The organism is Streptomyces sp. NPDC003035 (assembly GCF_042888285.1).
Classification (GTDB): domain Bacteria; phylum Actinomycetota; class Actinomycetes; order Streptomycetales; family Streptomycetaceae; genus Streptomyces.
On record NZ_JBIAPJ010000006.1, the window covers coordinates 70,359 to 97,036 of the forward strand.

The following is a 26,678-nucleotide window of genomic DNA, read 5'->3' on the forward strand; positions in this document are numbered from 1 at the left end:
CCGGGCCGTTGCCTCTACGCCTCGCGGGAGCCCGCGTACATGTCCTCGATCAGGTCCTTGTACGTCCGCTCCACCACCGGCCGCTTCAGCTTCAGCGACGGCGTCAGCTCGCCGTGCTCGATGTCGAGGTCGCGCGGCAGCAGGCGGAACTTCTTGATCGTCTGCCAGCGCTGGAGCCCCTCGTTGAGGCGGTCGACGTACCCCTGGATCAGCTTCTCGGCCTGCGGGGAGGCGACGATCTCGGCGTAGGACCTGCCGCCGAGGCCGTTCTCGGCGGCCCAGCCGAGGATGGTGGGCTCGTCGAGGGCGATGAGCGCCGTGCAGAAGTTCCGGTCGGCGCCGTGGACCAGGATGTTGGAGACGAACGGGCAGACGGCCTTGAACTGGCCCTCGACCTCGGCCGGGGCGATGTACTTGCCGCCGGACGTCTTGATCAGGTCCTTCTTGCGGTCGGTGATGCGGAGGTAGCCGTCGGCCGACAGTTCGCCGATGTCGCCGGTGTGGAACCAGCCGTCGGACTCCAGGACCTCCGCCGTCTTCTCCGGCAGACCGTGATAGCCCTCCATGATGCCGGGGCCGCGCAGCAGGATCTCGCCGTCGTCGGCGATGCGGACCTCACAGCCGGGGAGCGGCTTGCCGACGGTGCCGGTGCGGTAGGCCTCGCCCGGGTTGACGAAGGAGGCGGCGCTGCTCTCCGTCAGGCCGTAGCCCTCCAGGATGTGAATGCCGGCGCCGGCGAAGAAGAAGCCGATCTCGGGCGAGAGGGCGGCGGAACCGGAGACGGCGGCGCGCAGCCGGCCGCCGAAGGCCTCGCGGAGCTTCGAGTAGACGAGCGCGTCCGCGACCTTGTGCTTGGCGGTGAGGCCGAAGGGGGCGGAGGCGGTGCCGGTGCGGCGGAAGTTGTCCTGGGTGGTCTTGGCGTACTCGCGGGCGACTCCGGCCGCCCACTGGAAGATCTTGTACTTGGCACCGCCGCCGGCCCGGGCCTTGGCGGCGACTCCGTTGTAGACCTTCTCGAAGATGCGCGGCACGGCGGCCATGTAGGTCGGCTGGACGACCGGCAGGTTCTCGATGATCTTGTCGACGCGGCCGTCGACGGCCGTGACGTGCCCGACCTCGATCTGGCCGGAGGTCAGGACCTTGCCGAAGACGTGCGCGAGCGGCAGCCAGAGGTACTGGACGTCGTCCTTGGTGACCAGGCCGGTCGCCGCGATGGCCTTGGCCATGTAGGACCAGTTGTCGTGCGGCAGGCGGACGCCCTTGGGCCGTCCGGTGGTGCCGGAGGTGTAGATGAGGGTGGCGAGCTGACCGGCGGTGATGGCCGAGACCCGCTCCTTCACCGCGTCGGCGTGCTTCTCGAGGTACGCCTTGCCGCGCGCCTCCAGGTCGGCGAGGGACAGGACCCAGTCGTCGGTCTCCACGCCCGTGGGGTCGACGACCACGACGTGGTGGAGGTTCGGCAGGTCGGCGCGGCGCTCGACAGCCTTGGCGACCTGGGCCGCGTCCTCCGCGATCAGCACCTTGGACTCGGAGTCGGAGAGGATGAACGCCGACTCCTCGGCGTTGGTCTGCGGGTACACCGTGGTGGTGGCGGCACCCGCGCACATCACGCCGAGGTCGGCGAGGATCCACTCCACCCGGGTGGAGGAGGCCAGCGCGACCCGCTCCTCGGGCTGGACGCCGAGGTCGATGAGACCGGCCGCGATGGCGTAGACCCGGTCGGCGGCCTGCGCCCAACTGAGCGACTTCCAGTCATCCGGGCCCTGCCCCGAAGCGGCCGGGACGGGATAGCGATAGGCCTCCGCGTCCGGAGTCCGCTCCACGCGCTCAAGGAAGAGGGTCGCCACGGAAGGCGGCCGGTTCTCGATCAGGGTCTGTGTGTCGCTCACGACGTCCTCCGGGCGGCGGCGGTGCGTTCTGGCGGTGCGTTCCATGCGTACTAACTGGCGAGTAACCTACGAGCCGCGATCAGAGTAAGGCGCCGGGGACCGGCGCGTAAGAGGCTGCGGGCCGCCTCTTCATACCCGCTTCATAACGAACGGGCCCCCGCGCTGTGCACGCGTGAACCCGTTCGATGTATCTGTCAGCTAATTGGCTGATTACTTCCGGTCAGCTCGCGGTCACTTCTTGCCCTTGCCGCCCGCGGAGTCGTCGCTCGACAGGACGGCGATGAACGCCTCCTGCGGGACCTCCACGGAGCCGACCATCTTCATCCGCTTCTTGCCTTCCTTCTGCTTCTCCAGCAGCTTCCGCTTACGGGAGATGTCACCGCCGTAGCACTTGGCGAGGACGTCCTTGCGGATGGCGCGGATGGTCTCGCGGGCGATGACCCGGGAGCCGATGGCGGCCTGGATCGGCACCTCGAAGGCCTGCCGCGGGATCAGCTCGCGCAGCTTGGCGACGAGCCGCACGCCGTAAGCGTACGCCGCGTCCTTGTGGGTGACGGCGGAGAAGGCGTCCACCTTGTCACCGTGCAGCAGGATGTCGACCTTGACCAGGCTGGAGGCCTGCTCGCCGGTGGGCTCGTAGTCGAGGGAGGCGTAACCCCGCGTCTTGGACTTCAGCTGGTCGAAGAAGTCGAAGACGATCTCGGCGAGCGGGAGGGTGTAGCGGATCTCGACCCGGTCCTCGGAGAGGTAGTCCATTCCGAGGAGGGTGCCGCGACGGGTCTGGCAGAGCTCCATGATCGCGCCGATGAACTCGCTCGGGGCGAGGATCGTGGCGCGTACGACGGGCTCGTACACGTCGTTGATCTTGCCCTCGGGGAACTCGCTCGGGTTGGTGACCGTGTGCTCGCTGCCGTCCTCCATGACCACGCGGTAGACCACGTTGGGGGCGGTGGCGATCAGGTCGAGACCGAACTCGCGCTCCAGGCGCTCCCGGATCACGTCCAGGTGGAGGAGGCCGAGGAAACCGACGCGGAAGCCGAAGCCGAGGGCGGCGGAGGTCTCCGGCTCGTAGACCAGCGCGGCGTCGTTGAGCTGCAGCTTGTCGAGGGCCTCGCGGAGGTCCGGGTACTCCGAGCCGTCCAGCGGGTAGAGGCCGGAGAACACCATCGGCTTGGGGTCCTTGTACCCGCCGAGTGCCTCGGTGGCGCCCTTGTGCAGGGAGGTGATCGTGTCACCGACCTTGGACTGACGGACGTCCTTCACGCCGGTGATGATGTAGCCGACCTCGCCGACGCCGATCCCGTCGGCCGGCGTCATCTCGGGGGACGAGACGCCGATCTCGAGGAGTTCGTGGGTGGCGCCGGTCGACATCATCTTGATGCGCTCGCGCTTGTTGAGCTGCCCGTCGACGACTCGTACGTACGTGACGACGCCGCGGTAGGAGTCGTAGACCGAGTCGAAGATCATCGCGCGGGCGGGGGCGTCGGCGACACCGACGGGCGCCGGAACGTCCCGGACGACGCGGTCGAGCAGCGCCTCGACGCCGAGACCCGTCTTGGCGGAGACCTTGAGCACGTCCTCGGGCTGGCAGCCGATGAGGTTGGCGAGCTCCTCCGAGAACTTCTCCGGCTGGGCGGCCGGCAGGTCGATCTTGTTCAGTACGGGGACGATGGTGAGGTCGTTCTCCATCGCCAGGTACAGGTTCGCGAGGGTCTGCGCCTCGATGCCCTGGGCCGCGTCGACCAGCAGGACCGTGCCCTCACAGGCCGCCAGGGACCGCGAGACCTCGTACGTGAAGTCGACGTGCCCGGGGGTGTCGATCATGTTGAGGATGTGCGTGGTGCCCTGGTCCGGACCCTCGTTGGGGGCCCAGGGCAGACGGACCGCCTGGGACTTGATCGTGATGCCGCGCTCGCGCTCGATGTCCATCCGGTCGAGGTACTGGGCGCGCATCTGCCGCTGGTCGACCACCCCGGTCAGCTGGAGCATCCGGTCGGCAAGGGTGGACTTGCCGTGGTCGATGTGCGCGATGATGCAGAAATTGCGGATCAACGCCGGGTCGGTACGGCTCGGCTCAGGCACGTGGGTAGGAGTCGCGGGCACGCAAGGTCTCGTCTCGGGGCGATGGTCGGATCGATACGTAGGCTCCATGGTCCCACGACTGCGGAGGTCCGCTCGGTTTGGGCGGAGGTTACGCCCCCTGATACCGTGGACAGCTGTGTCTCGTACGCCCTCTCAGCGATGAGGCACACCTCAGAAACAACACCGAACCTGAAAAGGCTCTTTCGTGGCGAACATCAAGTCCCAGATCAAGCGGAACAAGACGAACGAGAAGGCGCGCCTGCGCAACAAGGCCGTCAAGTCCTCGCTCAAGACCGCGATCCGCAAGGCCCGCGAGGCCGTCGCCGCGGGTGACGTCGAGAAGGCCGTCGTGGCTTCTCGCGCCGCCTCCCGCGCGCTCGACAAGGCTGTCTCGAAGGGCGTCATCCACAAGAACGCCGCCGCCAACAAGAAGTCGGCGCTGGCCACCAAGGTTGCCGCTCTGCAGGGCTGAGCTCCTCTGATGTAACGCCGGACGGGACCCAGCGGGCCCTCTCTCCCGCTCCCAACCCGGCACCCCGGACTCGCGCGCGATACGCGTTCGCCACGCGTGCGCGAGCCCACCATCTACACGACGAAGGCCCCACCCCCTCCTTCCCCAGGAGGCGGCGGGGCCTTCGTCGTGCGTGGGGTGTGGGGGATGGCGGGCAGGCGGCGCCACGCAGCTGACGCGGGGCTACTGGCCGCGCACGCTCCTACCGTGGGCGGGACAACGGACGGCGGCCAGCGGCAGCGCGAAGCAGCCACACCCGGAGGGGGCGGGGCACCGGCGGCGCGAAGCAGCCGCTCCTCGGCGGGGGGCCTGCGGCGTGGTCTGCAGCGCCCTGCCACGGCGGCGCGAAGCGGCCGCATCCACCGGCACGGGGGCGCGGGCGCGGGGTGGAGCCCCGCACAGGTCCCGCCCCCAGCCCCCGGCGGGGTTTCGGGAAGGGGTGGGGTGGGGGAAACGTCCCTACCGACGCAGCCGCGCCGCCCTCGCCACCGCCACCACCGCCTTCTCCAGCGCGTACTCCGGGTCGTCCCCCCCGCCCTTCACACCCGCGTCCGCCTCCGCCACCGCCCGCAGCGCGATCGAGACCCCGTCCGGCGTCCAGCCCCGCATCTGCTGCCGCACCCGGTCGATCTTCCACGGCGGCATCCCCAGCTCCCGCGCCAGATCCGCCGGCCGGCCACCCCGCGCCGACGACAGCTTGCCGATCGCCCGGACGCCCTGTGCCAGCGCGCTGGTGATCAGGACCGCCGGGACACCCGTCGAGAGCGACCAGCGCAGCGCCTCGAGCGCTTCCGCCGCCCGTCCCTCCACCGCGCGGTCCGCGACGTTGAACGATGACGCCTCCGCCCGGCCCGTGTAGTACCGCCCGACGATCGCCTCGTCGATCGTCCCCTCGACGTCGGCCGTCAGCTGCGACACCGCCGACGCCAGCTCCCGCAGGTCGCTGCCGATCGAGTCGACCAGCGCCTGGCACGCCTCGGGCGTCGCGGACCGCCCCAGCGCCCGGAACTCCTGCCGTACGAACGTCAGCCGCTCCGCCGGCTTCGTCGTCTTCGGGCAGGCCACCTCCCGCGCGCCCGCCTTCCGCGCCGCGTCCAGGAGGCCCTTGCCCTTGGCGCCGCCCGCGTGGAGCAGCACGAGCGTGATCTCCTCGAAGGGCGCGTCGAGGTACGCCTTGACGTCCTTGATCGTGTCGGCGGACAGGTCCTGCGCGTTCCGCACGACCAGGACCTTGCGCTCGGCGAAGAGCGACGGGCTCGTCAGCTCCGCCAGCGTCCCGGGCTGGAGCTGCTCGGACGTGAGGTCCCGTACGTCCGTGTCGGCGTCGGCGGCACGTGCGGCCGCCACCACCTCCTGGACGGCACGGTCGAGGAGCAGGTCCTCCTGGCCCACGGCGAGCGTGACGGGGGCGAGAAGGTCGTCGGAGGAATTCTTCTGATTTCTTGGCGGAGTCATCGCGTCCCAGCATCCCACGGGCCACTGACAGCGATGCCCGAGAATGACGGGGTGAGCGAACGACACGTACTGGTACTGCCCGACCGCGACTCCGCCGAGGAGGTCGCCGAAGAGCTTCCCGCCCGCTTCGGCGTCACGGAGGAACCGCAGCTCGTGCGGGACGCGCTGGCCGGGGAGGACGACGCCGAGGACGCGCAGTGGCTGGTGGTCGTCGAGGACCCGGAGGGCCGGCTGGACTCCTCGGCGCTCGACGAGCTCGCCGCTGAGTACGAGGGCTGGCTGGAGGCCCCGTAGCGTCGGCCGAGCCGCGCCGGCCGAGCAGCGTGTTACGCCTGTGGCGCCCGAGGCGGCGGCACAGGCAGGTCCGTGAGCTCGATCCCGAACCGGTCCCGGTACGCCGCCCTGACGTCCTCGTCGCTGTCGAGCAGCCGCTCGGCCCGCCGGCCGTTCACGTGCGTGACGAGCTTGCGGCCACTGAGGGTGATCCGGCCCTCCTCGCCGAGCCGGGAGCAGACGAGGGAGCGGGTGAAGTGCGAGTCCGGGGAGGTGCGGTGGTACCAGGCGCCTGCGGTGAAGTCGGCGAGCACCCGCCTCCGTGTCTCCAGTCGGCACTGCGGCCTGCCGTTGCGCAGCACGTCCAGATCCCCGTCCTCGGTCTCGACGATGCGGAACGTGCCGCCCGGATCCGCCTGGTCGCCCCGCTCGTCCAGCGCCAGCGGGAAGTGGGTGTGGTCACCGAACCCCACGTCCGCGAGCCACCGTTCCCCTGCCACCTCCACCAGCACCGCCATGTGGTCGTACGGAATGCCCAGCCGGCCGCCCTCGCCATAGCCGCGCGCCTGCAGGAGGGTTACGGCGAAGCCGAGTTCGCGCAGGAGGACGGCGAACGTGGCGTTGATCTCGTAGCAGAACCCGCCCCTGCGGGCGCCGACCACCTTGTCGAGCAGCGCCTTCTCCTCCAGGACGATGTCTTCGCCGAGGTGGATCGACAGGTTCTCGAAGGGGACCGTCCTCAGGTGCCGCAGATGCAGGTCCCGCAGGGCCGCCACGTCGGGGCGGTCCGGCCTCGTGGCTCCGATACGACGCAGGTAGGCCTCGACGGTCGCATCCGGTACCGGCTGGGTGTCAGTGCTCATGCGGAAAGTGTGCCGGGCTCCCGTCCGGCCCGGGTGTCCGGCCTCCGACCGCCGGCCCGCGGGGACCGGATCCGCGACCGGCACGGGCAGTTCCCGGGTGCCCGGCAGCGGCGAGGGCAGCAGCCACAGCACGGCGAGTACGGCTCCGGCGGTGGCGATCCACAGCGTCGGGCGCAGTCCCGCAGCTGTGCTGAGCAGGCCGGCGACCAGCGCGCCAAGGGGGCGGAAACCGTGGTCGAGGGTGCGGAAGGCGCCTATCACCCGGGCCGGGACCGCGTCGGGTATCAGCGCCATCTGGAACGACCCGGGCCCGGGGGTCGGTGAGGCGGATACTCCTGGGCTGCTCTTCGTTCCCCTGCTGCTTCTGCTCCTCATTATCTTTAGAAAGACTCCTTTACAAGGATCTCTCTACAAGCTCCTTCCCGTCGAAACGGCCAGCAGTTCGCGGCCGGCGCCGGTCACCGCGATCGCTCCGTCCCGGTCCGTCCGGAGCACCTCCGCTCCCCCGGCCCGCAGTGCCTCCACCGTCCGCGGCGACGGGTGGCCGTACGGGTTGCCGCTTCCGGTCGACACCAGCGCCAGCCGCGGCCGGACCGCCCGTATCAGCCCGGGATCCTGGTGCGCGGATCCGTGGTGCGCGACCTTGAGGACATCCACCGGGGCGAGCGCCGGGTACGCCCTCAGCAGGCCGTGCTGAGCGGGTGGTTCGAGGTCTCCGAGGAGGAGCAGGCTCAGCCCGGCGGCGGTCCGCACGAGCAGCGTGACACTCGCGTCGTTCGGCCCGGACTCCTCCGGCTCCACCGCACCGGGACCCCCTCGCGGCCACAGCACCTGCCACTCCAGCGGGCCCAGTCGCCGCCGCTCCCCGGGACCGGCCCGGACCAACGGAACCCCGGCCGCCGCGGCGGTCCGCCGCACGAACTCCGCCTGTCCCCTCGGTTCCTCCAGCCCCGTCGTCTGGATCGCCCCCACCGACCGCCCGCGCAGCACCCCGGGCAGCCCCGCGACATGGTCCGCATGAAAGTGCGTGAGCACCACGAGAGGGATGCGGCGGACCCCCAGATCGTGGAGGCAGCGGTCCACGAGAGCCGGATCGGGTCCGGCGTCCACGACGACGGCGGCGTCCCCACCGGCTGCGAGCACGGCCGCGTCGCCCTGCCCGACCTGGCACATCGCGAACGCCCAGCCCGGCGGCGGCCATCCGGTGACCACCCGGGCCAGCGGTGGCGGCCTGACCACCGCGAGGAGCAGCAGCACGGCACAGCCCACGGCGATCCGCCGCCGGTACGGCAGTCTCCACGCGCCCAGCATGAGCAGGCCGAAGATGCCGGCCAGCATCAGCCCGCCCCACCAGCCGCCCGGCCAGTCGGTCTCGGCACCCGGCAGCGCCGCTCCGGTGCGGGCCACCCCCGCGATCCACTCGGCGGGCCAGGCCGCGATCCCGGCGACCAGCTCGGCGGCCGACGGCCATACGGGGGCGAGGGCGAGCACGGCGAACCCGAGGACCGTGGCCGGGGCGACCGCCGGTTCGGCCAGCAGATTGCTGGGGATCGCGACCAGGCTCACCCGCGCGGCGAAGACCGCCACGACGGGCGCGCACACCGCCTGCGCCGCCAGGGCCGCGGCCAGCGCCTCGGCGATCCGGCCGGGCACCCGGCGCCGCCGCAGCGCCTCGCTCCACCGCGGCGCGATGGTGAGCAGCGCCCCTGTGGCCAGGACCGAGAGGAGGAAGCCGTAACTCCGTGCCAGCCACGGGTCGTACAGCACCAGCAGCAGCACCGCCGCGGCCAGGGCGGGAATCAGCGATCTGCGGCGCCCCGTACCGATGGCGAGTAACGCGACCAGGCCGCAGGCCGCGGCCCGCAGCACGCTCGGGTCCGGCCGGCAGACGATGACGAAGGCGAGTGTGAGCCCTCCCCCGATCAGCGCGGTGGACCGCAGCGGGATGCCGAGCCGGGGCGCGAGCCCGCTCCGTTCGGCCCGCATCGCGGCGCCCGGCCGGCCGACGAGAAGGAGCAAAACCACTGTGAGGTTGGACCCGGAGACGGCGAGCAGATGGGTGAGATCGGTCGCCTCGAAGGCGTCGCTCAGCTCCGGCTCGATCCGTGAGGTGTCTCCGACGACCAGCCCGGGCAGCAGCGCCCGGGCGTCCGGTTCGAGGTCCTCCGTGGCGTGCCGCAGCCCCGCCCGCAACTCCCCTGCCGTGCGCTGCACGCTGCTCGCGGGCCTGGTGACCCGCGGCGGCCCTGCCCCGTCGACCCGCAGCACCGCCGCGAACCGGTCTCCCGGGCGCATCGGGGGCGCGAGCCGCCCCGCGAGCCGCAGCCGGGTCGAGGGCAGGGTCCGCAGCCACTCCCGCTGGGCGTCGGCGGCGGGCACGATCACCAGGAGCGGCGTCCTGGTCCGGTGGATCGCACCTCCGGGCGCCTCGACCCGGGTCACCTCCCCGTTCAGGACGACAGAGACCGGTGCCGTCCGGTCGCCTCGGATCCGGGGACGGGTCAGTCGCGGATCCGAAGTGACTGTCACGTCCACACTCACCCGGGCGTACTCCCCCGCGAGGCCCGGAAGCGGACCGCGTGTCAGGTCCGCCGCGTGGAGACCGCCCGACGCGGCACCGGCCGCGGCACCGAGCAGCACCGCCGCGGCAGCGGTGACCCTCAGCCGCCGACCGGGCCGTCCGCGAATAGCCACGGGCAGGATCGCCGCCGCTGCCAGGCAGCCGAGCACCCCCACGACCACCCACCACCCGGTGGCGCCCACCGCCAGCGCGGCCGCTCCCCAGGCCGCCAACGCCGGTGGCACGAGCCGAAGGTCGGCCGGCCCCTCCTCACGCAGGCCGCGGGATGCGGGGGACGTCCTCACGGCCGGACCAAGGGCGCGAGGTCGGCGAACCGCCGTTCACCGATCCCGTTGACCTCACGCAGCTCGGCGACCGACCGGAACCCGCCGTGCTCCAGGCGGTGGTCGACGATGTGCTGGGCGAGCACGGGCCCGACCCCGGGCAGCGTGTCGAGCTGCTCCACCGTCGCCGAGTTCAGGCTCAGCGGCCCAGTCCGGACACCGACCGACGCCCCGGCACCCGCACCCGCACCCGCACCCGCACCCGCACCCGCACCCGGAACGTTCGGGGCCGGCAGCCCGACCACCACCTGTTCGCCGTCCATGAGAACCCGGGCCCGGTTGAGTCCGCTGACGTCCGTGCCCGGCCTGACCCCTCCGGCCGCTCGCAGCGCGTCCGCGACCCTCGATCCGGCAGGGAGGGTGAGCACCCCGGGCCGTCGCACCTTGCCGCTCACATCGACCACGACCTCCGACGGCGGCGCCCCGGCCGTCGGCCCCGCCGACCCCGCCAACACCGCCGGCACCGCCGGCACCGCCGGAGACGCCCCGCTCTCCGGCAGCGGCGCCGCGCGCACGAGCTCCGGCGCCCGGACGGCTTCCGGCCGTCCGGCCCAGAAGTGCCGTCCGGCGAAGCCCGCGGCCACGACCAGAACCACGGCCAGCGCGGCCAGCGTCCTCGGTTCGAGACCGCACCGGGACTGCACCCACACCGGCAGCCGGTCGCGCAGCGCGAGCCTCAGCCGTCCCCACCTTCCCGGCGCGCCTTCCTCCTCCCGTGCCCCGGGCGGCGCCATGACCTCCGACGCGCCCCACCCCGCGGCCGGTTCGGGCTCGGTAGGCGCCGCGGCGGAGGGGAAGAGCGCCTCACCTCGGCGTCGTACGGCGGAACGGCTCGCCGCGACCGCGTGTCTTCCCCGCGCCCGCCCTCGCGCCCGCGCGGGAGGCGAACCCCGCCCCCCGACGCGGGTCCGCCCGTCCGAGCCGCTCGCGCGGCCCGGACCGCTGGTCGCACCCGCCCTCCTCACCGAGGACGCGGCCGCGGTCGCGCCGTGTGGCACGTCGCGCGTCACGTCACGTGTGCGTGTGGGGTCGTCTGCTGCGGTATCCGTGTGAAGAGCCATGGACAGGACGGTAGGCACATCTGTCCGAACCCGCTGAGACGCCTCAATTTCCGTGGACGAGCAGCCGGTTGGGGAAAAACTCGTCACTCACACGAGGGACAGCACTCGTCAGCGGGGCGAGATCACGACGGCGAGCAGCCCGGGGCCCGTGTGCGCCCCGATCACCGCACCCACCTCACTGACGTGCAACTCCTCGATCCCCGCCACGCGTTCTCGCAACCGGTCGGCCAGGACGGCGGCGCGCTCGGGCGCGGAGAGATGGTGCACCGCGATGTCCACCGCTCCGGAACCCGTCCGCTCCACGGCGATCTCCTCGAGGCGGGCGATCGCCTTCGACGCCGTCCGCACCTTCTCGCGCAGCTCGATCCGCCCGCCGTCGAGCTGGAGCAGCGGCTTCACCGCGAGGGCGGAGCCGAGCATCGCCTGTGCGGCGCCGATCCGGCCGCCCCTGCGGAGGTAGTCCAGCGTGTCGACGTAGAAGAACGCGGAGGTACCCGCCGCCCGCTTCTCCGCGGCGGCGACCGCCTCGTCGAGGGAGCCGCCCGCGTCCACGACCTCGGCCGCCGCGAGCGCGCAGAAACCGAGGGCCATCCCCACCATCCGCGTGTCGACCACCCGGACCGGTACGGGGGCGTTCTTCGCCGCCAGCACGGCGGCATCGTACGTACCGGAGAACTCGGCGGAGAGGTGGAGCGAGACGATGCCCCGCGCACCGGCCTCGGCGGCCGCGCGGTAGGTCTCCGCGAAGACCTCGGGACTCGGCCGCGAGGTGGTCACCGGCCGTCGCTTCTGAAGCGCCTGGGCCAGTGAGCGGGCCGAGATCTCGGTCCCCTCCTCGAGGGCCTGGTCGCCGATGACGACGGTGAGCGGGACCGCGGTGATGCCGTGCCGCTCCATCGCCTCGGGTGGCAGGTAGGCCGTGGAATCGGTGACGATCGCGACATGCCGGGACATGAGCGGGAGGTTACCCGTCGGGGCCGCCGCATGGCAGCCCGGCCCTCGATCGATGGTCACCCGCGCCGTCCGAGCGCGGCCCGCGATGTCAGGTGGTGGTCTCGGGACGCGCCGACTTCTCCCACGGATAGGCGGCCTGGCGCGGATCGCGCGCCGTGATCGCCGGCGGCGGCTGCTGTCCCTGGGCGCCGGCGGCCTGCGCGTCCGGTCGCCCATTCGCGTGGGCATCCGGTCGTGCTTCCGGTCGCTGACCCGCGGCGGCCTCCGCGTCCGCGGGCCACACCTGCCCCTGATCGGCGCCCGGCGCGGCGGCGCTCGCATCGGGCCACGAGAAATCATCCGCCGCGGGGTCCTGGGCGGCGGGCCCCGACCAGTGCCGCAACGCGCCCGCCTCCATGTCGATCTGCGCGCTCAGCGAGGACAGGTCGTCCTCGGCGAACTTCCGCGCCCGGTCCCTGGCCGCCCACCGGAGCGACTCCGCGGACTGTGTGATCTGCTCCGTACGCTTACGGAGGTCGGTGAGCTGTCCGGCCACCCTCGACCGGTCCGGCTCCCGCTCCAGTCGCTTCAGGTCCTCGTCCAGCTCCTGGCCGTGGGCGCTCAGCCGGCGGAAGAGGTCGAGGGACTCCCTCAGCGAGGCGTCCTCGGCGACGCCCGCCTGCAGGGCGTCCTGTGTCGCGCGCATCGAGGTGCGCAGCGAGAGCCGCAGCTGGGCCAGCTCACCGGCGACCCCGCCCTGTCCATAGCTCTTGGCGCGCAGCGTGGTGTCCTCCACCGTCCGCCGGGCCTGGTTGATGGTGCGGTCGACGCCCCGCTTGGCGGCCTTGACCACCTTCACGGTCGCGTAGACCCCCAGTGCCACCAACGCGACGAAGAGCAGCGCCATGATCACAATCGCGGCTTCCATGTGCGCCCCTCCGGCGTGGGTCGAGTTTCCTCGGCTGTCGTTCTCCACGGTAAACGGAACGGGCAGGCCGAGGGTTCCATCGGAACCCCCAACCTGCCCGTAGGGGATGCCCCCTATGCGTCCGAGGCCGTCAGGCGACGATGTTGACCAGCTTCGGGGCGCGCACGATCACCTTGCGGATCTCCGCGCCGCCCAGGGCGGCGACCACGTTCGCGTCACCCAGCGCCAGCTCCTCCAGCTCCGCGTCCGTGATGGACGGGGAGACCTCCAGACGTGCCTTGACCTTGCCCTTGATCTGCACGACGCAGGTCACGGTCTCGTCCACGACGTACGCCGGGTCGGCGACCGGGAAGTCCTGGTGGACGACCGAGTCGGTGTGGCCCAGCTTGCGCCACAGCTCCTCGGCGATGTGCGGGGCCAGCGGGGCGACCAGCAGCACCAGGCGCTCGGCGACCGAGCGCGAGACCGCGCCGCCCGCCTTGGTCAGGTGGTTGTTCAGCTCGGTCACCTTGGCGATGGCGGTGTTGAAGCGCATGGCCGCCATGTCCTGCGAGACACCGTCGATGGCCTTGTGCAGGGCGCGCAGCGTGTCCTCGTCAGGCTCGGAGTCCACGACCGTGACCTCACCCGTCGCCTCGTCGACGATGTTGCGCCACAGCCGCTGCAGCAGCCGGTACTGGCCGACCACCGCGCGCGTGTCCCACGGGCGGGAGACGTCCAGCGGGCCCATCGCCATCTCGTACAGGCGCAGGGTGTCCGCACCGAACTCGGCGCAGATCTCGTCCGGGGTGACCGCGTTCTTCAGGGACTTGCCCATCTTGCCCAGGACGCGGCTGACCTTCTCGCCCTGGTACCAGTAGCCGCCGTCACGCTCCTCGACCTCGGCCGCCGGCACGGCGATGCCGCGCGCGTCGCGGTAGACGAAGGCCTGGATCATGCCCTGGTTGTACAGCTTGTGGAACGGCTCGGCCGAGGAGACGTGACCCAGGTCGAACAGCACCTTGGACCAGAACCGCGCGTACAGCAGGTGCAGTACGGCGTGCTCGGCACCGCCCACGTACAGGTCGACGCCGCCCGTCGGCATGCCCTCGCGCGGGCCCATCCAGTACTGCTCGATCGCCGGGTCGACCAGCTTCTCGGAGTTGTGCGGGTCCAGGTAGCGCAGCTCGTACCAGCAGGAACCAGCCCAGTTGGGCATGGTGTTGGTCTCGCGGCGGTACTTCTTGGGACCGTCGCCCAGGTCCAGGGTGACGTTGACCCAGTCCTCGTTGCGGGAGAGGGGCGTCTCGGGCTGGGTGTCGGCGTCGTCGGGGTCGAAGGTGCGCGGGGAGTAGTCCTCGACCTCCGGCAGCTCCAGCGGCAGCATCGACTCGGGCAGCGCGTGCGCGACGCCGTCCTCGTCGTAGACGATCGGGAAGGGCTCGCCCCAGTAGCGCTGGCGGCTGAACAGCCAGTCGCGCAGCCGGAAGTTGACGGTGCCCTCGCCGATGCCGCGGTCGGCCAGCCAGGCGGTGATCTTCGCCTTGGCCTCGACGACGCCCAGGCCGTCCAGGGAGATCTCGTCGTTCGCGGAGTTGACCAGCTTCGCCTCGTACGAGGAGAAGGCGTCGTCCCACGTCGACGGGTCGGTGCCGCGGTCGTCGGACGGCTCGACGACGCAGCGCATCGGCAGCTCGAAGGCGCGCGCGAACGCGAAGTCGCGGGTGTCGTGGGCCGGGACGGCCATGATCGCGCCGGTGCCGTAGCCCATCAGCACGTAGTCGGCGATGAAGACCGGAACCTGCTCGCCGCTGACCGGGTTGGTCGCGTACGCGCCGGTGAAGACGCCGGTCTTGTCCTTGGCCTCGGCCTGCCGCTCGACGTCGGACTTGGAGGCGGCCTGCTTGCGGTACGCGGCGACGGCGTCGGCCGGGGTGGCGTGTCCGCCCGTCCACACGTCGTGGGTGCCGGCGGGCCACGCGTCCGGGACGATCTTCTCGACCAGGTCGTGCTCCGGCGCCAGCACCATGTAGGTGGCACCGAACAGGGTGTCCTGACGGGTGGTGAAGACGGTGATCGCACCGGCCTTGCCGACCTGGAAGTCGACGCGGGCGCCCTCGGAGCGGCCGATCCAGTTCCGCTGCTGCAGCTTGATGGCCTCGGGCCAGTCCAGCGCGTCCAGGTCGTCCAGCAGGCGGTCCGCGTAGGCGGTGATGCGCATGTTCCACTGGCGCAGCTTGGCCTTGAAGACGGGGAAGTTGCCGCGCTCGGAACGGCCGTCGGCGGTGACCTCCTCGTTGGCCAGGACCGTGCCCAGGCCGGGGCACCAGTTGACCGGCGCGTCGGAGGCGTAGGCCAGGCGGTACTCGCCCAGGACGTCGGCGCGCTCGGCGGCGGTCAGCTCGCTCCACGCGCGCGTGGAGGCGGCGCCGGGCGTACGGGGTACCTCACGGGTGCCGTTCTCGAACTGCTCGACCAGCTCGGCGATCGGACGGGCCTTCTTCGCCTCGTCGTCGTACCAGGAGTTGTAGATCTGCACGAAGATCCACTGGGTCCACTTGTAGTACTCCGGGTCGATCGTGGCGAACGACCGGCGCTTGTCGTGGCCCAGGCCCAGCCGGCGCAGCTGGACCTTCATGTTCTCCATGTTGGCCTCGGTGGACACGCGCGGGTGCGTGCCCGTCTGCACGGCGTACTGCTCGGCCGGCAGGCCGAAGGCGTCGAAGCCCAGGGTGTGCAGCACGTTGTGGCCGGTCATGCGCTGGTGACGGGCGAAGACGTCCGTGGCGATGTAGCCCAGCGGGTGGCCGACGTGCAGGCCCGCGCCCGAGGGGTACGGGAACATGTCCATGATGAACTTCTTGGGCCGGGCGGCGACCGCCGGATCGCCCGCCAGGTCACCCGTGGGGTTCGGCGCCTCGTAGGTGCCCTCGGCGTCCCAGAAGTCCTGCCAGCGTGCCTCGATGTCGGCGGCCATGACCGCCGTATAACGATGCGGGGCCGCCGTCTCGGCAGCCGAATTCATCTCGCTCATGATCCTTGAAGCTCCATCGATCGTCTCTGCCCACTGCCCGCGAACTGCACTGCCACGAAATGAAAAATCCCCTCGCACAGGAGGGGACGCCGCGCCGATTCCGACCGGATCTTTCATCCGTCGGGACTGATCAGCGCGGCTCGCTAAGCAGAAGGCGTACGGCACGCATGGCGCCAGGGTACCGCAGGGCCCGAGCGGGCCGCACCGGCGTTCCACGCGGCGGCTCCGAGCCGCCCGAGCCGCCCGGGTTACTCCGCGTATCGCCCCTATCCAGGGCAACCCCAGAGTCAGTAACAGAGCACCGACCTTGTAAACCGGCAAACCACCTACCAGCCGGTATGGAGCGACTTAGCATGCGGCAACGGGACCGCTTATCCGCACCATTCGGAGTCGCCCCCATGAACCCTCATCGCAAGATCCGCTCTTCTCCCGTCCTGCGAACCGGTTTGAGCCGGCCGGTTCAGGGCGGGCTTTCCGTCGCGGCACTGGTGATCATTCCGCTGCTCGCCATCGGCGGCAGCGACGGTTTCCGGGCCGCGCTCGACTTCACCAGCGGCGTCCTGTCGCTGGTGTCCCTCACCGCCTCGGTCGCCTGGGGCCTGATCGCCACCGACCGGCTGCTGCTCTCCCCCCGCCACCGGCTGATCGCACAGGGCGTGCACCGCGCCACGGCGGTCGCCTCCCTCGGCTTCCTGCTGCTGCACGGCACCGTCAAGGTGTCCCTCGGCCATGTGGAGCCGATCGGCGCCCTGATCCCCTTCGGCCTCGGCATCACGGGCACCTCTGCCCTCATCGGCTTCGGCTCGCTCGCCGGGCTTCTCATGGTCGTCACGGCCTCGACGGGCGCCCTGCGCAGCACTCTGGCGGGCCGAAGCCGTTTCGCGGCCCGCTGGCGACCGCTGCACATGCTGGCGTACCCGGCGTGGTGCTTCGCCCTGGTCCACGGTCTGTACGCGGGCAGGCCCGCCGCCACCTGGGTCGTCGTCATGTACTGCCTGGCACTGACCGCCGTCGCCGCGGCGGTCTCGCTCCGGCTGCTCCCCGCCCCGACGCAGCGGGAGCTCGCCGACCGGCTCGCCGGGCTCCTCGCGTCTTTGGAAAGCACCGCTCGGTCCACTCGGTCCACCCGTTCCCATCGGTCCGCTCGGGGCGACGACCCGGCAGGCCGGGCGAACCCGGCCGAGGCCGCAGCCGGAGCCGAGGAGGAGGACAGCGGCCACGAGCGGCCCACCATGTCCGCCGAATGGCTGGACCGACCCGCCGGCCACCCTCCTCTCCCTCCCCTCGCGTCCGTCCCACCCCCCGTGCCGAGCAGCCGGCTGTACGCGCCCCCTCCCCCGCCCTGCGAGACCGCGCCCCCGCTCCACGAGACGGCTCCCCCGGCTCCCCCGGCCGTCCCCACCACCGGCCCCGTCTCCTCCGCCGGCTTCTCGGCCGCCTACCGCGCGGTGTCCCGCGCGACCCCGGCGCCCGACCCCGCTCCGCACACCCCCCACACCCCGCATACCCCGCACGCCCCGTACGCCTCCGGCGGCGCTCCGCTCGCCGAGCGCATCCCCATGACCGAGGAGATCCCCGTCGTCCCCGACCCCTCCCCCCGCCCCGGCTTCTGGCCCACTCCCTCGCCCCCGATGCCGACCTACTCCAGCCCGCCGCCCGCGGGTGAGCCCTGGACCGCACCCGCAGGAGACCGCCCGTGAACGCCCCGCTCCCCGACGTCCCCGAGGTCCGCGTGGTCGGTCTGCCGCAGCTCACCCAGGGGTTCGACCTGGTCGAGCGGCTCGGTCTGGAGATGCATCTGAAGGTGCACGGGCCGCTGGATCCGATGAGCGGCGAGCGGCTCGCCCAGCTCGCGGACGAGATATCCCTCCACGGGCGCGGTGGAGCCGGTTTTCCCTTCGGCCGCAAACTGCGGGCCGTCGGCCAGGCGGCGATCCGCCGTGGGGTGCGCCCCGTGGTGGTCGTCAACGGCAGTGAGGGTGAGCCCGCCTGCCGGAAGGACACCGTGCTGCTCAACCGGGCCCCGCATCTGATCCTGGACGGCGCCCTGCTGGCGGCGGAGGCGCTCGGTGCCCGGACGCTGATCGTGGCCGTGACCCGTAACTCCACGGAGATCTCCATCCGCTCGGCCCTCGCCGAACGGGGCCTCTCCGACCGCCGCGGGCAGCCTCTACGCGCGCGTGTCGTCCGGACTCCCGAGCGCATGGTCTCCGGGGAGGCGTCGGCGGTGATCCGGGCGGCCGGCGGCGGCCCCGCGCTGCCGGCCGGCCGCCGCGAGCGCGCGGCGGAGTCCGGGGTGGGCGGTGCGCCCACACTGCTGTCCAACGCCGAGACGTTCGCGCAGCTGGCCGTGGCCGCCCGGATCGGTCCGCGCCGCTACGGCCACACCGGTCTGGACGCAGAGCCTGGCACGGTGCTCCTGACGCTCTCCGGGGCGGTCGCGCGCCCCATGGTGGTCGAGGTCCCGACGGGCGTCCCGCTGCGGTATGTGCTCCAGTTGGCCGGAGCCCCGCCGCTTCCGCAGGGCGTGCTCACGGGCGGGTACCACGGCAACTGGATCGACTCCGTGGCCGTCGACAACGCCGTCGTCTCGCGGGCGTCCCTGGCCGCTGTCGGCGGCGCCCTGGGCGCCGGGGCGATCCTGCCGATCGGCCCCGGGACGTGCCCGCTCGGTGAGTCGCTGCGGGTCGCGCACTGGCTCGCGGCGGAGACGGCGGGCCAGTGCGGCCCGTGCCGGCTCGGCCTGCCGGCGGCGGCCGGCGGCCTCTCGGACGTGCTGAACGGTGGCGGGCCGGCCGCCCTGGAGGCGTTGCGTGAGGTCACCCAGGCGGTGAGGGGCCGGGGTGCCTGCAAGCATCCGGACGGCTCGGCACGCTTCTTCGCCTCGACGCTCTCGGCCTTCACGGACGATCTGGCCGCCCACGTCCTCGACGGTGGCTGCGGCCGCCCGACCGTCGGTGTGCTGCCGCTCCCCGCCCCTGGTTACCAGGACGCGGAGGAGTCGATTCCGAGCGGCGAGAGGCTGGCCGTGGACTGGACGCTGTGCCAGGGGCACGGGCTCTGCGCGGACATCGTCCCGGAGCTGATCAGGCTGGGCCCGGACGGCTACCCGGTGCTCGCCGACGCCTCCGTGCCGGTGCACCTGCGAGGGCGGGCGCAGCGAGCCGTACGCCGCTGTCCCGCTCTGGCGCTGCGGATCGAGCAGCCGGCGCAGGAGCGGCCGGCCCTGCCTCCGGGCGCGGGCCGTAAGGCGCTGGGGAGCGGCAGGGGTTGAGGCCCGTCCCACACACGAAGAAGCGGATCATCCGATTCGGATGATCCGCTTCTCTTCTGTGGAGCTAAGGAGAATTGAACTCCTGACCTCCTGCATGCCATGCAGGCGCTCTACCAACTGAGCTATAGCCCCGTGCTGTCCGCCCCGTTCCGGTTTCCCCCGCGGCGACAGACAGAACATTAACCGGCCCCCCGGAGGATCACCAAATCGTTTCTCGGGCGGTCCGTGGGCGGCGGGTAGGGTCCCCCTCTGTGACCGTGTCCGTGCTTGTCAGAACCCGTGCCCGCCAGTGGCCTCTCGCCACCGCCGCGGCGGTGTGTCTCGTGTCGTTCATAGCCTTCTGGGTGGCGCAACGGCTCGCCCACGTGAACATGCTCGACGTGATGGTCTACCGGGCGGAGGGGGAGACCGTCCGGGCCGGCGGCGACCTCTACGCGATGCGCGCCACCTCGGCGAACCTCGCGATGACGTATCCGCCCTTCGCGGGGCTGCTGTTCGTGCCGCTCACGTTCGTCGGCGTTCCGCTGATGCGGACGCTGGCGACCGCCGGGAACCTGCTCCTCGTGGTCGCGCTGGTCCAGCTCTCCCTGCAGCTCGTCCGCCCCTCCCTGTCCCGCGCGCGGCTCTGGCAGGCGACGCTGTGGGTGGCGGCGATCGTGGTCTGGTGCGAGCCGGTGTGGACGACGCTGCGGTACGGGCAGATCAATCTGCTCGTCGCGGTGGCGGTGCTGTGGGACTTCACACGCCGCGAGGGCAACCGCTGGGCGGGCCTGGGCATCGGTCTGGCAACTGCGGTGAAGCTCACACCCGGCCTGTTCGTCGTCCTCCTCCTCGCCGCCGGCCTGCTCCTGTGGCGCCGCGAGAAGGGCTGGAACCAGTGGCTGCGCACGGCGGCCACAGCCGTCGCGGTGTTCCTCGGGGCGACCGTGACGAGCGCGCTGATCCTGCCGTACGACTCCCGCCGCTTCTGGACCGAGACGCTCTTCGAGACCGGCCGGGTCGGCTTCGCCGAGGAGACGGCCAACCAGTCGCTGCGCGGGGTGCTCGCGCGGCTGATGCACACCGACGACCCGGGCATGTGGTGGGCGGTGGTCGCGGCCGTGCTCGGTGGCGCCGCCATGGTGCTCGCGGTGCGGGCGGCGCTGCGTGGGGACAAGGCCCTGGCCGTGATCGTCTGTGCGGTGACGGCGCTGATGATCAGCCCGATCTCGTGGTCGCACCACTGGGTGTGGTGCGTGCCGCTGCTCGTCCTGCTGGTGGACCGTCGCGATCGTGTGCGGCCCGGGTGGGCGGTGGCCGCGGTGGCGCTGGCCTTCGCCTCGTTCGCGCTGTGGTGGGTCCCGCACGACCCGGGTCGCCCCGAACTGGACCAGAACCCCGGTCAGATGCTGCTGTCGGCGGTCTATCCGCTGACCGCGACCGCCCTGTTCCTGGGGTACGGCCTCAGCCGGTGGCGTCAGGCCGTGGCGAAGGAGTAGAAGCGCTTGAGGGTGCAGTGCTCGTCGAGCAGCCGTCCGTAGATCGGCTCTCCCTCGAGCTCGCGGTAGGTCTCGATGGGGTCGCCTTTTATGATCAGCGCCCGCGCGCACTCCTCGCACCAGTACTGGAACTCGGCGTTGACGGGGTCCATGTCCCGGACGATGGGCGTACCGCTGCCGCACCAGTCGCACTTCCGCCTGTGGGCACCCATCAATCAGCTCCAGCTGTGGCCGCAGGACGTGCACACGAGGGACACTCCGCCGTCGTCGCCGAGCACATGGACGACCTGGGCGGAACCGCACGAGGGACAGTCGAGCAGGGATCCGGCCCCGTGGACCGCGGCACGGTCCTCGGCGGACTCGGCGACGGCAGCCGTCTCGGCACCCTCGGCACCGCTCGCGGCCATCGCACACTCCCTCCCGTCCGGACCCTCGTTCCCCTCCGGCCGTCCGATTCTGCCATGGCCACGCAAGGGGGTCAGCGCGCTCGGCGTACCAGGCCGGCCGATGCTCCCAAGATCGATGCGGCGGCCAGCGCAAGGGCGCACGCCCACAGCGCGTCGGCGGAGTCATGCGCCCCCGGCGTATGCGGTCGGCCGAGGAAGAATGTGCCGAAGCTCGCGACGCCGATCAGCTGGCCGAGCTGGGTGACGGTGGCGAGCAGACCGCCGGCGTCGGCGGCGTCCTCGGGACGTACGCGGGCCAGCGCTCCGGTCAGGGCGGGGCTGAAGGCGAGCGCGAGCCCCGCGCCCATGGCGGCGAGCGCCGGGTAGAGCCCCCAGCCGCCCGCGTCACCGTCCCTGAGGAGCCCGCCCATGGCCACCGAGGCGAGCGCGGCCAGGAGGAAGCCGCCGGGGATCAGGTGACGCTGCCCCCGGGCCGGCCAGCGGCGCCAGGTGAGGCCGACCACCCCGAAGACCGCGGCGGCCGGCGCGAAGGTCAGCCCGGCACGCAGGGCGGTGTGCCCGAGCCCTCCCTGCAGGTGCAGGGTGAGGGTGAAGAGGAAGCCGGCGTTGACGGCCATCGCCACGGCGATCACGAACGCGGCCCGGCCGATGCCCGGCGCCCGCAGGACGCGTGGGGCGATGAGCGGAGCACCGCCCCGGCGGGCGAGCCGGGACTCGTACACGCCGAAGGCCGCGAGGAAGACCGCGGAGCACGTGAGCGAGATCCAGGCCCACACCGGCCAGCCCTGCTCCTGCCCGAGCACCAGGGGGAGGGTGAGGAGCGAGACGGCGGCGGCGAGCAGGACGAGACCGGGCAGGTCGAGGGAGCGGGCGCGGCCGGCCCCGGTGCGCGCGTCGGGCGGCAGCACCCGGGCGCCGAGGGCCAGCAGGACGAGACCGATGGGCACATTGACGAGGAAGACCGGCCGCCAGCCGCTGCCGAAGAGGTCCGCGCTGACGAGGATGCCACCGACGACCTGGCCGGCCGCGGCGCCCGTGGCGAGCACCGCTGAGTACGCGCCGAGCGCGCGGACGCGGCCCTCCCCGGTGAAGTTCCGCTGGATGAGGCTCAGCACCTGAGGGATCATCAGGGCCGCCCCGGCGCCCTGGACGAGCCGGAAGGCGATGAGCTGGCCCGTCCCCGCGGCGAGTCCGCAGGCGAGCGACGCCGCCGTGAAGACGGCGAGTCCGCCGAGATACATCCGGCGGTGGCCGAGCCGGTCGCCCAGGCGTGCGCCGGTGATCAGCAGGACCGCGTAGGCGACGGTGTATCCGGCGACGACGAGCTGAAGTCCCGCCCCGGAGGCGGACAGTTCGGTACGGATGGTCGGGGCGGCGACATTGACGATGAAGACGTCGAGCAGTGCCATGAACTGGGCGGCGAGCACCACCCCGAGCAGCAGCCCGGGCCGGTTGTCGGTGCCACCGTCTTTACTGAGTACGGGACGTGTTGTGGTCGTCGTCATACGAGGCAGCCTGACGAGGATGCGATACGGGTAACGAGAGCCCGCCGATGCTGGTACCGGCACCACCTGGCAACGGCGGGCACGGGGAGTCGACCATGGGGGTGTGACGACTTTGGCAGCACCGACACAGCAGCGCCGCCGGCCGGAACTGGCCGCGTTCCTGCGCAGCCGCCGGGCCCGGGTGACCCCGGAGGACGTGGGCATGCCGCCCGGCCTGCGCCGCCGCACACCGGGTCTGCGCCGCGAGGAGGTCGCCCAGCTCTCCGGCGTCGGCGTGACCTGGTACACATGGCTGGAGCAGGGCCGCCCGATCAACGCCTCCGCCCAGGTGCTCGACGCGGTCGCCCGCACGCTGCGGCTCGACCGGCCCGAGCGCGAGCACCTGTACCACCTGGCGGAGGTGCCGTTCGCGCCGGACCGGGGCGCCGAGGCCGTCGAGACGGTCAGCGTCGAGATCCAGGGGATTCTGGACGCCCTGGCCCCGCATCCGGCGGTGGTCTACAACAGCCGGTACGACGTGCTGGCGACGAACACCACGTACGAGGCGCTGTTCCTGCCCTCCGCGCAGGAGCTCGTGGGCAATCCGCTCGGCATACGCAATGTGCTGTGGACGCTCTTCACGGTTCCCGACCCGGTCTGTCCCGTGGTCGACAAACGCCTGGAGCTGCCCCTGATGGTGGCCCAGATGCGCGGTGCCTATGGACGGCACGTGGGCGAGCCCGCCTGGGAGTCGTTCGTACGCCGGCTCTCGGAGGCGAGCCCGGATTTCGCCCGGCTCTGGAGGAGCGGCGACGTGGTGCCGCCGGGGACCCGGGTGAAGACCTTCCGCCACGACCGGGTGGGTGAGCTCCGGATGACCTCGGTGTCGCTGTCGATCAACGGGATGCCGGAGTGCCGGATCGTGGCGTACACGCCCAACGACGAGGAGAGCCGTCGAGCGATCGAGGCGCTGCGGGGACACTGACGGACACGACGAAGCGAAGCAAGGAGGGGAAACGACGAATCCCGCCCCCTGACGGGGACGGGATTCGGTGACTGTGGAGCTAAGGAGAATTGAACTCCTGACCTCCTGCATGCCATGCAGGCGCTCTACCAACTGAGCTATAGCCCCTCGTGTTCTTCGCGCTCCGCGCTGCGAACAAGAAGAACTTTAGCCTGCGACCTGCCGGAAAGTGAAATCCGGGCCCGCAGGCCGCTCAGTCGTCGTCGCCGAGGACCGGCTCGGGCAGCGTGCCGGCGTTGTGCTCCAGGAGCCGCCAGCCCCGGGCGCCCTCGCCGAGGACGGACCAGCAGCAGTTGGAGAGCCCGCCGAGGCTCTCCCAGTGATGCGCCTCCAGGCCGAGCAGCCGGCCGATGGTGGTGCGGATCGTGCCGCCATGGCTCACCACGACGAGCGTGCCGTCCTCGGGCAGCTTGTCGACGTGCTCCAGGACCACCGGAGCGGCCCGGTCGGCGACCTCGGTCTCCAGTTCGCCGCCGCCCCGGCGCACGGGCTCGCCGCGCTTCCAGGCGGCGTACTGCTCGCCGTAGCGCGCCACGATCTCGTCGTGGGTCAGCCCCTGCCACTCCCCCGCGTACGTCTCGCGCAGGGCGGAGTCGTACGCGACGGGGTGGCCGGTGAGACCGGCGAGCTCGCCGGCGGTGGCCGCCGCCCGCTTCAGGTCGGAGGCGATGATCGCGTCCGGCTTCAGCGAGGCGAGCAGCCGGGCGGACCGGCGCGCCTGGGCGACGCCGGTCTCGGTCAGCTCGATGTCCGTGGAGCCCTGGAAACGTCGCTCCAGGTTCCACGAGGTCTGGCCGTGCCGCCACAGGACGATGCGACGGCCGCTGCCGCCCTTGGTGGTGCTCAGCTCAGCTCACCGTCCGTCTCCCCGGCGGCACCCGTCAGGGCGGCGTGCTCGGCGGCCTTGCCGCGGGTCTTCAGGGCGTCCTCGGGCAGCGGCAGCTCGGGGCAGTCCTTCCAGAGCCGCTCCAGAGCGTAGAAGACCCGCTCCTCGCTGTGCTGGACGTGGACGACGATGTCGACGTAGTCCAGGAGGATCCAGCGGGCGTCCCGGTCGCCCTCACGGCGCACCGGCTTGGCGCCGAGTTCCTTGTTGAGCCGCTCCTCGATCTCGTCGACGATCGACTTGACCTGGCGGTCGTTGGGCGCGGAGGCGAGCAGGAAGGCGTCGGTGATCGACAGCACATCACTGACGTCGTACGCGATGATGTCGTGCGCGAGCCGGTCGGCCGCCGCCTGGGCGGCGGCGTTGACGAGCTCGATGGAGCGATCCGTGGCGGTCACAAGCAGGCTTTCGTCGGCGGTCAGAGACACATCAAGGGTCTCACGTACCGCCGACCGCCCCGCAAACCATTACGAGCAGGTCACTCTCGGCTCCCGGGGATCTTGTAATCCTCGCCCAGAACCACCGTGACATCACCGCTCCCGGCGGACTTGCCCTTCTTGACCGCGCTTTCCGGCAGGCCCAGGGTCTTGGCCACCTCACCCGCGGTCGTCTTCTGGGCGTCGTCACCGTAGATGACCTGCGAGGTCTCCACGGTCTCCGCCTTGGCGCCGCCCACGAAGGCGAAGCCTCCGTTGATCAGGACGACCCTGGCGGCCTCGGTCGCGTCCTTGCCGCTGGCGTCCCGGATCGAGACCCGGACCGCGCTGCCCTCGTCAGGAGCGCTGACCTTGCCGCCGAGGATGTCCTTCACCACACTGTCGGCCGCGCCCTCGCTCAGCGAGCCGTCCTGCTCCACCGGGAGCAGGGCCGTCTTGTAGTCGCCGCCCTTGGCGTGCTCGGCCAGCTTGGCGAGCGAGGCTCCGAGGTCCTGCTCCCGCAGGGACGGGTCGAGGATCTGGGCGAGCGTCTCGACGGTGACCGTGGCGGCCTTGGGGTCGTCGGACATCTTCCGCAGCACCCCGTAGAGGACCTGCCCGAAGCGCTGGAGCTGCTTCGCCTCGGCCTCGCCGGGCCCGCGGTACGTCGCGTAGGCGACGGCCGCGCGACCGTTGAGCGTCTGGTTCTCGCCCTTCGTGACGAGCGGGGCCTCGCCCTTCTTTCCGCTGGGCACCTCGGTGTCGGTGGTGATGTCGATGTTGCTGACCAGCTCGACGAGGTTCTCCAGGTACGGGGTGTCGAGCCGCCAGGTGCCGGTGATCTTCGCACCGAGGAGGTTGCCGATGGCCTCGCGGGTGCCGCTGGAGCCGTCGTCCTCGACGGACTTGGCGAGGGTGGTCGCGGAGCCCTCGTCGTTGGCGACGGAGAGTGCGTTGGGGAGCAGGACGGTGGTGCCCTGCTGGGTCGTGGTGTTGTCCACGAGCAGGGCGGTGCTGGTGCCGCCGCCCTTGGTGTCGTGGAGGTGGACGACGATCGTGTCCCGCTTCTGCGGTCCGGTCGCGGTGTTCTGCTTCTGTTCCTCGCCGGACATGCCGGGGAGCTTGCCCGCGGACCAGAGGTAGCCGACTCCGCCGACGGCGGCGAGGACAAGGGCCACGACCAGGGCCACGACCCGGTTGCGGCCGCGCCGCCTGGCCTCCTCGCGCCGCTCGGAGCGGCTCTCGGTGAACTTCAGCCAGTCGATGACGTCTTCGGAGTCCTCGTCGGGCTCCTCGATGAACGAGAACTGCTCGGTGCGGTAGGCCCGGTCGTCGCCGCTGTCGTCCGGCGCGGGGCGCTGACCGGACACGCCCGCGGGAGCTGCCACGGTGGCGGGGGCGGGCGGCGGGGCGGGAGCGGGCGGCGGGGCGGCGGGCGCGGGATCTCCCTGTACGGCCCACTGCTGCCCGGTGTCGTACGAGGTGTACGGGTCGTATCCGTGCTGCTGCCCGTACGGGTCGTACGGGGTCTGCTGCGGCTGCTGCGCTTGCTGTGCCTGCTGGGGTTGGATCGGCTGCCCGTAGGCGTCGTAGCCGTACCCCTGTTGCTGGACGGGCTGCTGCTGCGCGGGCTGCTGGACCGGACGCTGCTGGGCGTACGGGTCGTACGGCTGCTGTGCCTGCGGTGGGACCTGCTGGTACACCGGCTGCCCGTACTCGTCGTAGCCGATGATCTGCGGCTGCGGGTAGTACGGGTCGTACGGGTTCTGATCGTTCACCGGTGCCCCTCTCCGAGGC

21 protein-coding genes and 2 tRNA genes are annotated in these 26,678 nt (G+C 71.7%); 6 read left to right on the plus strand and 17 right to left on the minus strand.

Annotated elements, in window-relative coordinates:
- Window positions 1–14 precede the first annotated feature (14 nt).
- Complete coding sequence (locus tag ACFYV5_RS20235; protein WP_355115881.1) at window positions 15–1,889, minus strand: AMP-dependent synthetase/ligase; 1,875 nt, start codon at window positions 1,887–1,889, stop codon at window positions 15–17.
- A gap of 231 nt (window positions 1,890–2,120) precedes the next feature.
- On the minus strand, window positions 2,121–3,992 hold the full coding sequence (gene lepA / locus ACFYV5_RS20240) for a translation elongation factor 4 (protein WP_355115879.1): 1,872 nt from the start codon (window positions 3,990–3,992) through the stop codon (window positions 2,121–2,123).
- A 184-nt stretch (window positions 3,993–4,176) separates the two neighbouring features.
- On the opposite strand from lepA, the gene rpsT reads away from it, so the two are divergent.
- Complete coding sequence (gene rpsT, locus ACFYV5_RS20245; protein ID WP_137989361.1) at window positions 4,177–4,443, plus strand: 30S ribosomal protein S20; 267 nt, start codon at window positions 4,177–4,179, stop codon at window positions 4,441–4,443.
- Window positions 4,444–4,941: 498 nt separating this feature from the next.
- Here rpsT and holA read toward each other — a convergent pair whose 3' ends face one another.
- Window positions 4,942–5,937 (minus strand): DNA polymerase III subunit delta, encoded by a 996-nt coding sequence (gene holA, locus ACFYV5_RS20250; protein ID WP_389170171.1) that lies wholly within the window; start codon window positions 5,935–5,937, stop codon window positions 4,942–4,944.
- Between the two features lie 33 nt (window positions 5,938–5,970).
- Here holA and ACFYV5_RS20255 point away from each other — a divergent pair, with 33 nt between their 5' ends.
- The gene (locus ACFYV5_RS20255; protein ID WP_389170174.1) at window positions 5,971–6,231 is read left to right on the plus strand and encodes a hypothetical protein; all 261 of its coding nucleotides are present in this window, start codon (window positions 5,971–5,973) and stop codon (window positions 6,229–6,231) included.
- A 32-nt stretch (window positions 6,232–6,263) separates the two neighbouring features.
- Here ACFYV5_RS20255 and ACFYV5_RS20260 read toward each other — a convergent pair whose 3' ends face one another.
- From ACFYV5_RS20260 to leuS, 6 genes are all read right to left on the minus strand, one after another.
- Window positions 6,264–7,073 (minus strand): arylamine N-acetyltransferase, encoded by an 810-nt coding sequence (locus ACFYV5_RS20260; protein WP_389171083.1) that lies wholly within the window; start codon window positions 7,071–7,073, stop codon window positions 6,264–6,266.
- A gap of 408 nt (window positions 7,074–7,481) precedes the next feature.
- A complete protein-coding gene (locus tag ACFYV5_RS20265; protein WP_389170178.1) occupies window positions 7,482–9,878 on the minus strand; it encodes a ComEC/Rec2 family competence protein in 2,397 nt (798 codons plus the stop codon).
- 56 nt (window positions 9,879–9,934) lie between these two features.
- A complete protein-coding gene (locus ACFYV5_RS20270) occupies window positions 9,935–11,038 on the minus strand; it encodes a helix-hairpin-helix domain-containing protein (RefSeq protein WP_389170181.1) in 1,104 nt (367 codons plus the stop codon).
- A 108-nt stretch (window positions 11,039–11,146) separates the two neighbouring features.
- Window positions 11,147–11,992, minus strand: coding sequence for a DegV family protein (locus ACFYV5_RS20275; RefSeq protein WP_355115869.1), 846 nt, complete (start codon window positions 11,990–11,992; stop codon window positions 11,147–11,149).
- A gap of 88 nt (window positions 11,993–12,080) precedes the next feature.
- Window positions 12,081–12,899: a hypothetical protein gene (locus ACFYV5_RS20280; RefSeq protein ID WP_389170185.1), complete on the minus strand. Its 819-nt coding sequence runs from the start codon at window positions 12,897–12,899 to the stop codon at window positions 12,081–12,083.
- Window positions 12,900–13,029: 130 nt separating this feature from the next.
- Window positions 13,030–15,912, minus strand: coding sequence for a leucine--tRNA ligase (leuS, locus tag ACFYV5_RS20285; protein WP_389170188.1), 2,883 nt, complete (start codon window positions 15,910–15,912; stop codon window positions 13,030–13,032).
- Window positions 15,913–16,310: 398 nt separating this feature from the next.
- On the opposite strand from leuS, the gene ACFYV5_RS20290 reads away from it, so the two are divergent.
- Together ACFYV5_RS20290 and ACFYV5_RS20295 are read left to right on the plus strand one after the other, a co-directional pair.
- Complete coding sequence (locus ACFYV5_RS20290; protein WP_355115864.1) at window positions 16,311–17,612, plus strand: hypothetical protein; 1,302 nt, start codon at window positions 16,311–16,313, stop codon at window positions 17,610–17,612.
- Entirely contained in the window at window positions 17,609–19,186 is a 1,578-nt protein-coding gene (locus ACFYV5_RS20295) for an NADH-ubiquinone oxidoreductase-F iron-sulfur binding region domain-containing protein (protein WP_355115862.1), read from the plus strand. Before ACFYV5_RS20290 ends, ACFYV5_RS20295 begins: the two co-directional genes overlap by 4 nt.
- A 59-nt stretch (window positions 19,187–19,245) precedes the next feature.
- Here ACFYV5_RS20295 and ACFYV5_RS20300 read toward each other — a convergent pair.
- Window positions 19,246–19,318 (minus strand) — tRNA-Ala (locus ACFYV5_RS20300).
- 119 nt (window positions 19,319–19,437) lie between these two features.
- Here ACFYV5_RS20300 and ACFYV5_RS20305 point away from each other — a divergent pair.
- A complete protein-coding gene (locus tag ACFYV5_RS20305) occupies window positions 19,438–20,664 on the plus strand; it encodes a glycosyltransferase 87 family protein (protein ID WP_389170191.1) in 1,227 nt (408 codons plus the stop codon).
- On the opposite strand, the gene ACFYV5_RS20310 is transcribed toward ACFYV5_RS20305, so the two are convergent.
- The 3 genes from ACFYV5_RS20310 to ACFYV5_RS20320 all read right to left on the minus strand — a co-directional run bounded on the left by ACFYV5_RS20310 (window position 20,643) and on the right by ACFYV5_RS20320 (window position 22,576).
- Window positions 20,643–20,876, minus strand: coding sequence for a hypothetical protein (locus tag ACFYV5_RS20310; RefSeq protein WP_355115859.1), 234 nt, complete (start codon window positions 20,874–20,876; stop codon window positions 20,643–20,645). The genes ACFYV5_RS20305 and ACFYV5_RS20310 overlap by 22 nt on opposite strands.
- A 3-nt stretch (window positions 20,877–20,879) precedes the next feature.
- Window positions 20,880–21,071 (minus strand): hypothetical protein, encoded by a 192-nt coding sequence (locus tag ACFYV5_RS20315; RefSeq protein ID WP_389170195.1) that lies wholly within the window; start codon window positions 21,069–21,071, stop codon window positions 20,880–20,882.
- 71 nt (window positions 21,072–21,142) lie between these two features.
- Window positions 21,143–22,576, minus strand: a complete 1,434-nt coding sequence (locus ACFYV5_RS20320; RefSeq protein ID WP_389170198.1) for an MFS transporter — start codon at window positions 22,574–22,576, stop codon at window positions 21,143–21,145.
- A 103-nt stretch (window positions 22,577–22,679) separates the two neighbouring features.
- Between ACFYV5_RS20320 and ACFYV5_RS20325 the strand changes: the two genes are divergently transcribed.
- Window positions 22,680–23,540 (plus strand): helix-turn-helix transcriptional regulator, encoded by an 861-nt coding sequence (locus ACFYV5_RS20325; RefSeq protein ID WP_389170201.1) that lies wholly within the window; start codon window positions 22,680–22,682, stop codon window positions 23,538–23,540.
- Between the two features lie 74 nt (window positions 23,541–23,614).
- On the opposite strand, the gene ACFYV5_RS20330 is transcribed toward ACFYV5_RS20325, so the two are convergent.
- The 4 genes from ACFYV5_RS20330 to ACFYV5_RS20345 all read right to left on the minus strand — a co-directional run bounded on the left by ACFYV5_RS20330 (window position 23,615) and on the right by ACFYV5_RS20345 (window position 26,659).
- Window positions 23,615–23,687: transfer RNA gene (locus ACFYV5_RS20330), tRNA-Ala, on the minus strand.
- 85 nt (window positions 23,688–23,772) lie between these two features.
- Entirely contained in the window at window positions 23,773–24,426 is a 654-nt protein-coding gene (locus ACFYV5_RS20335) for a histidine phosphatase family protein (protein ID WP_355115907.1), read from the minus strand.
- Complete coding sequence (gene rsfS / locus ACFYV5_RS20340; RefSeq protein WP_355115852.1) at window positions 24,423–24,863, minus strand: ribosome silencing factor; 441 nt, start codon at window positions 24,861–24,863, stop codon at window positions 24,423–24,425. The genes ACFYV5_RS20335 and rsfS overlap by 4 nt, the downstream gene beginning before the upstream one ends.
- 80 nt (window positions 24,864–24,943) lie before the next feature.
- On the minus strand, window positions 24,944–26,659 hold the full coding sequence (locus tag ACFYV5_RS20345; RefSeq protein WP_389170204.1) for an LCP family protein: 1,716 nt from the start codon (window positions 26,657–26,659) through the stop codon (window positions 24,944–24,946).
- Window positions 26,660–26,678: the final 19 nt, after the last annotated feature.